The organism is Sodalis sp. (in: enterobacteria), assembly GCF_047607725.1.
Taxonomy (GTDB): domain Bacteria; phylum Pseudomonadota; class Gammaproteobacteria; order Enterobacterales; family Enterobacteriaceae; genus JBLKSS01.
In genome coordinates this window covers 1-3,587 of sequence record NZ_JBLKSS010000250.1, presented here as the reverse complement: position 1 = coordinate 3,587, position 3,587 = coordinate 1, and the positions used below count along the sequence as shown (strand labels likewise).

Sequence of the window (3,587 nt, the reverse complement as noted above, 5' to 3'; positions counted from 1 at the left end):
TCAACCAGCTTAATTTTAAAGTCCAGCGGGAAATTGGGCCGACGTCTTGAGGGTTTTGGTGGGGTTTGTTTCATGAATTGCGCCCATTAAAAAAATAATGGACATCATCTTCAATAACTTGATGGGGAATTAACAGACGGCGCTGGGCGTACGCTTACGATGGAAGAAACGCAGGTACAGGTGAAAAATGTGCGTTACGTAACCTCCCAGCCCTGGCCATTTCCCCATTCTCTGATGATGGCGTTTATGGCCGATTATGACCGTGGCGCGCCGGTTGATTGAAGATACCGTTGCCCTTTGCCGCGCGCATCGGTAAAACCCGGCGCCCATGCTACAATTCACCCATAACAGCAAGGATACCCGAATGAGTGAATTGAAAAACGACCGCTATCTGCGCGCCCTGCTGCGCCAGCCGGTCGACGTAACGCCGGTCTGGATGATGCGCCAGGCCGGCCGTTATTTGCCGGAATACAAAGTGACGCGCGCCGAGGCCGGTGATTTCATGTCGCTGTGCCGCAACGCCGATCTGGCCTGTGAGGTGACGCTGCAGCCGCTGCGCCGCTATCCGTTGGACGCCGCCATTCTGTTTTCCGATATTCTCACCGTCCCGGACGCTATGGGACTGGGCCTGTGGTTTGAACAGGGCGAGGGGCCGCGCTTTGCGCGTCCCATACAAAGCCGGCGCGACGTGGAACAACTGCCGATCCCCGATCCCGAGCAGGAGCTTGGCTATGTGATGAACGCGGTGCGTGCCATTCGCGGGCGTCTGGAGGGGGCGGTACCGTTAATCGGGTTCTCGGGCAGCCCCTGGACGCTGGCCACCTATATGGTGGAAGGCGGCAGCTCCAAGGCCTTCACCAAAATTAAACAGATGCTGTACGCCGAGCCGGAAACGCTACATTTGCTGCTGGATAAACTGGCGGACAGTGTGGTGTTGTATCTGAACGGCCAAATCCGCGCGGGCGCCCAGGCGGTTATGCTGTTCGATACCTGGGGCGGCGCGCTGACCGGCGCCGATTATCGCGAATTTTCCCTGCACTATATGCATAAAATCGTTGACGGCCTCCTACGTGAACACGAGGGCCGCCGGGTGCCGGTGACGCTATTTACCAAGGGGGGCGGCCAATGGCTGGAAGCGATGGCCGCCCCCGGTTGCGATGCGCTCGGCCTTGACTGGAGCACTGATATTGCGGACGCCCGCCGCCGGGTTGGCGACAAGGTGGCATTGCAGGGAAATATGGACCCGTCGGTGCTCTACGGCTCGCCGGCGCGAATCGAGCGCGAAGTGGCCGCTATACTGGACGGTTTCGGCCCGGGCGAGGGGCATATCTTCAATCTCGGGCACGGCATTCATCAGGATGTGCCGCCGGCGCATGCGGGCCATTTCGTTGAGGCGGTACACCGGCTGTCGCAGCCCTATCACCGTTAGGACATAGACGTATGGATATCGCAGCGCTGTGCGCCGAACAGATAGCCACGGCGGGAAAAATTATACGCAACAACGATTTCGCCTTTACCCATCCCGGGCTTATCGCCGGCGCCGATGTCGGCTTTGAGCAAGGGGGCGAGGTCACGCGCGCCGCCATCGCCCTGCTGCGCTTTCCGTCGCTGGAGCTTCTGGAATACCAGGTGGCGCGTGTCGTCACTACGATGCCATATATCCCCGGCTTTTTGTCGTTTCGCGAATATCCGGCGCTGCTGGCGGCATGGGACAAGCTTGGCCGCCGTCCGGATTTACTGCTGGTGGACGGTCATGGCATCTCCCATCCGCTGCGTCTGGGCGTGGCGAGCCATTTCGGCCTGTTGGTGGATATCCCGACCATCGGCGTAGCCAAGCGGCGCTTATGCGGTCAATTCGAGCCGCTGGCGGAACAACAAGGGGCACTGGCGCCGCTGATAGACAAAGGCGAGCAACTGGCCTGGGTGTGGCGCAGCAAACCGCGCTGCAATCCGCTGTTTATTTCCACCGGCCATCGGGTGGGGCTGGAATCGGCTTTGCATTGGGTGCAACTTTGCATGCGCGGCTACCGCTTGCCGGAGCCGACGCGCTGGGCTGATGCGGTGGCATCGAACCGCACGGCTTTTCAGCGCTGGCAGCAGGGGCGGGATGAAGCGGACTTTTTCCCGCCGCAATAGGGTCTGGCGCGAATTTCAGGTAAACTGCGCGCAAGATAAAGAGTAATGGGACACCCAATGTTACGTAATCCGATACATTTGCGCCTGGAAAAGCTGGAAAGCTGGCAACATATCACGTTTATGGCTTCCTTCTGTGAGCGCATGTATCCTAACTACCAGCTGTTTTGTCTGCAAACCGCCTTTGGTGACGCTGCGATTTTTCGGCGTATTCTGGATCTCGTCTGGGAGACGCTGGTAGTAAAAGATGCTAAGGTCAATTTCGATTTGCAGCTGGAAAAACTTGAGGAAGCGATTCCGGCCGCCGATGATTATAATTTTTACGGCGTTTATCCCGCGATAGACGCCTGCGTCGCCTTAAGTGAACTTCTTCATTCTCGCTTGAGCGGAGAAACGTTGGCGCATGCTATCACCGTAAGCGAGACGTCTATTCTCGTAGCGTGGCGATGGTGGAAATGACCCAAGCGGAACGGGAAATGACCGAAGAAGAGCTTAATGCATTGCCGGTCATTGAGCAGGAATGGGATGTGCAATGGGAAATTTACCGTTTATTGGCGGCCAGCGAAGAACGTGACATGGAATTGATTAAAGGACTGCGCGCCGATCTGCGCGAGGCCGGAATTAGCAATATTGGGATAAATTTGCAGCAATAAGGCAGAAAAACGTGATTTAACACCTATTTTGCTGGTCCATAAGGCTTCACATTAGCACCCTGTCTGGTCTACATTTGGGGGGCGTGAAAAAAGTGGCTATCGGTGCGTGTATGCAGGAGAGTGCTGTCAATCGGCATATCCGTCGCACTCGATGCTTAGCAAGCGATAAACACACTGTAAGGATAACATATGAACAAGACTCAACTGATTGATGTAATTGCTGATAAAGCTGATCTTTCTAAGGCACAAGCGAAGTCGACGCTGGAATCCACTTTGGCAGCAATTACCGAGTCTCTTAAAGAGGGTGATGCAGTACAATTGGTTGGTTTCGGCACTTTCAAAATTAATCATCGTAGCGAACGCACTGGCCGCAATCCGCAGACTGGTAAAGAAATTAAAATCGCAGCTGCTAATGTACCTGCCTTTGTTTCTGGTAAAGCACTGAAAGACGCAGTTAAATAAACGCAGTGTGCAGGTGAAAACAATAAGCAGAGGGGCAATCATGCCCCTTTTGTCTTTACGGCTCTGTGGTCGGATAGGGCTTATGGCTCTGATGCTGACGGCATATAGCTACCATCAAACACCCACCCGCGTTTACCGCCACCGGTTATATCGCCGATCGCGGCGCCGTTCGTCTTTGGCGTAAAGACGATACCGCCAGCGTGCTGGTTCCGGTCACGTCCGATCACTGATTCCGATTTCACCCGATCACTGATTCCGGTCGCCCGATCAGCGATTCCGATTCTGTCCGATCGCTCATCTTCTGTTCCGCCATACTCTGGAGACTTTTAGCTTCCGGGG

General features: G+C 55.5%; 3 protein-coding genes and 2 pseudogenes. All 5 read left to right on the top strand.

The annotated features are described in order from the left end of the window. Positions 1-123 precede the first annotated feature (123 nt). A pseudogene (gene nudC / locus ACMX3H_RS17725) lies at positions 124-316 on the top strand (NAD(+) diphosphatase); the annotation flags it as partial. A 48-nt stretch (positions 317-364) separates the two neighbouring features. After that, the gene (gene hemE, locus ACMX3H_RS17720; RefSeq protein WP_415211744.1) at positions 365-1,429 is read left to right on the top strand and encodes a uroporphyrinogen decarboxylase; all 1,065 of its coding nucleotides are present in this window, start codon (positions 365-367) and stop codon (positions 1,427-1,429) included. An 11-nt stretch (positions 1,430-1,440) separates the two neighbouring features. Next, entirely contained in the window at positions 1,441-2,136 is a 696-nt protein-coding gene (nfi, locus tag ACMX3H_RS17715) for a deoxyribonuclease V (protein ID WP_415211743.1), read from the top strand. Between the two features lie 57 nt (positions 2,137-2,193). Next, a pseudogene (locus ACMX3H_RS17710) lies at positions 2,194-2,786 on the top strand (YjaG family protein). Positions 2,787-2,975: 189 nt separating this feature from the next. Continuing rightward, the gene (hupA, locus tag ACMX3H_RS17705; RefSeq protein ID WP_415211742.1) at positions 2,976-3,248 is read left to right on the top strand and encodes a nucleoid-associated protein HU-alpha; all 273 of its coding nucleotides are present in this window, start codon (positions 2,976-2,978) and stop codon (positions 3,246-3,248) included. The last annotated feature ends 339 nt before the right edge of the window (positions 3,249-3,587 follow it).